Genomic DNA, 2,219 nt, shown 5'->3' with positions numbered 1-2,219 from the left:
GACTTTGAGGCCGTCAAGCCGCTGCTGGAAGTCATGGGCAAGCGGGTGGTCCACTGCGGCGCGCACGGTGCCGGCCAGGCGGCCAAGATCTGCAACAACATGATCCTGGGCGTCTCGATGATCGCCGTCAGTGAGGCCTTTGTGCTGGGCGAGAAGCTCGGCCTGACCCACCAGGCGCTGTTCGACGTCGCTTCCGCCGCCTCGGGACAGTGCTGGGCGCTGACCACCAATTGCCCCGTGCCCGGTCCGGTCCCGACGAGCCCCGCCAACCGGGACTACCAGCCTGGCTTCGCCGGGGCGCTCATGGCCAAGGACCTCAAGCTGGCCCTCAACGCGTTGCAGAGCACCGGCGTCGCGGCCCGGCTCGGGCCGCTCGCGGCCGAAATTTACGATACGTTTGCCGCGGAAGGCGGTGCCGGCCGGGACTTCTCGGGCATCATCACCGACATCCGGGAAAAGTCGGAAGCAGGCAAATACGAGGCAGGCACGGCCGGGCACTAGTCCCGGACCGAAGCCAACGCGCAACATCAGAACCAGAACCAGACCAGCACCACCTAAGGGGACCACCCATGACGGAACAGTACGCAAACATCCTGGTGGAGCGCCGCGGCCGCGTGGGCCTCGTGACGCTCAACCGGCCCGAGGCCCTCAATGCCCTGAACAAGGCCACGATGGACGAGCTGGTGAAGGCAGTCGCCGGGATGGACGCGGACCCGGGGGTCGGTGCCGTGGTGGTGACCGGTTCGGCGAAGGCCTTTGCTGCCGGCGCGGACATCAAGGAAATGCAGTCCAAGGGCTACATGGACATGTACGCGGCGGACTGGTTCCGCGGCTGGGAGGACTTCACCCGGCTCCGCATCCCCGTCGTGGCAGCCGTGTCCGGCTTCGCGCTCGGCGGCGGCTGCGAGCTGGCGATGATGTGCGACTTCATCATCGCCGGGGACAACGCCAAGTTCGGCCAGCCGGAAATCAACCTTGGCGTGCTCCCCGGCATGGGCGGCTCACAGCGCCTGACCCGCGCAGTGGGCAAGTCCAAGGCGATGGACATGATCCTGACCGGCCGCTTCATGGACGCCGAGGAGGCCGAACGCGCGGGCCTGGTGTCCCGGGTGGTCCCCGCCGCGGACGTCGTCGAGGAGGCACTGAAGGCCGCCGAGGTGATTGCGTCCAAATCCAAGCCGGTGGCGATGGTGGCCAAGGAAGCGGTGAACGCCGCGTTTGAGACCGGGCTTGCCCAAGGCGTGCTGTTTGAACGGCGCGTGTTCCACTCGCTGTTCGCCACCGAGGATCAGAAGGAAGGCATGGCCGCCTTCACCGAGAAGCGGCAGCCGGAGTTCAACCACCGCTAGGCGGCACCGGCCGGCCTCAGGTGAAGATGTCGGCCACGTACCTGCCGTGGGTGCGCTCCACCTCATCCATCCAGGCCTCGGCCTCCGCCTTGGAGGCGCCGGTCGCTTCCTGGTAAATGAGGGCGCACGTGTCCCGGACCTGCGGCGCCATGTGCTTGCCGTCGCCGCAGACATAGACCGTGGCGCCCTGCCGGACCAGCTCGACGACGTCGGCCCGGTCTGCCCAGAGCCTGTCCTGGACGTATTTCAGGCCGTCCTCGGGTGCGGTGGAAAAGACCGGCCGCAGATCGAGGTTGGCTTGGTCCGCCCATGACGCGAGTTCCGAGCGGTAGAGGAAGTCGGTGTCCGGGGCGCGGCAGCCGAAGAACAGCAGGGCAGGTGCCGGCGTCGTCTCCTCGGCCTCGGCCCGCAGCGCCCGGTCCTGGACGAACCCGCGGAAGGGGGCCAGTCCCGTCCCCGCGCAGACCATGATGAGCGGGACCGCCAGGGACGGCGGCGGGTGGAAGGCCGCGTTCGAGGGGCGGACAGTAACCGCGACCCTTGACCCGGGCCTGGCCTGGGCGAGGTAGGTGGACGAGGCCCCTTCGAAGACCCCGCGGCCGGACCACGCCGGAGCCTGGATGACGGCGAAGGTCAGGGTCACGTGGTCGGGGCTCCAGAGCGGGGACGAGGAGATGGAGTACCGCCGGGGGGTCAGCTGGGTCAGCAGTTGCAGGAACGAGGTGAACGACAGCTGGCATGACGGATACGTCTCCAGCAGGTCAAGGATGGAAACGCGCCTGTCGAGGATCTCGGCCGCGTACCGCCCGCGGTCCTGGGCCAGGGCCTCAAGTTCGGCGCGTTGGGCAGGATCGGCCGCGACATCCGCCA

Annotated in this window: 2 protein-coding genes and 1 pseudogene; 2 read left to right on the top strand and 1 reads right to left on the bottom strand. The window is 68.2% G+C overall.

Annotated elements, in window-relative coordinates; genetic code table 11:
• Together LQV45_RS27035 and LQV45_RS27030 are read left to right on the top strand one after the other, a co-directional pair.
• The coding region (locus LQV45_RS27035) for an NAD-binding protein (protein ID WP_230009846.1) at positions 1–501 on the top strand (501 nt) is incomplete at its 5' end.
• 68 nt (positions 502–569) lie between these two features.
• The gene (locus LQV45_RS27030) at positions 570–1,349 is read left to right on the top strand and encodes an enoyl-CoA hydratase (protein ID WP_223914579.1); all 780 of its coding nucleotides are present in this window, start codon (positions 570–572) and stop codon (positions 1,347–1,349) included.
• 16 nt (positions 1,350–1,365) lie between these two features.
• Here the strand turns inward: LQV45_RS27030 and LQV45_RS27025 are convergent.
• Positions 1,366–2,219: pseudogene (locus LQV45_RS27025) on the bottom strand (cytochrome); the annotation flags it as partial.

The organism is Microbacterium sp. Bi128 (genome assembly GCF_918698205.1).
Note: the sequence above shows the minus strand (reverse complement) of the source record. Positions and strands in the feature narration are given on the sequence as shown.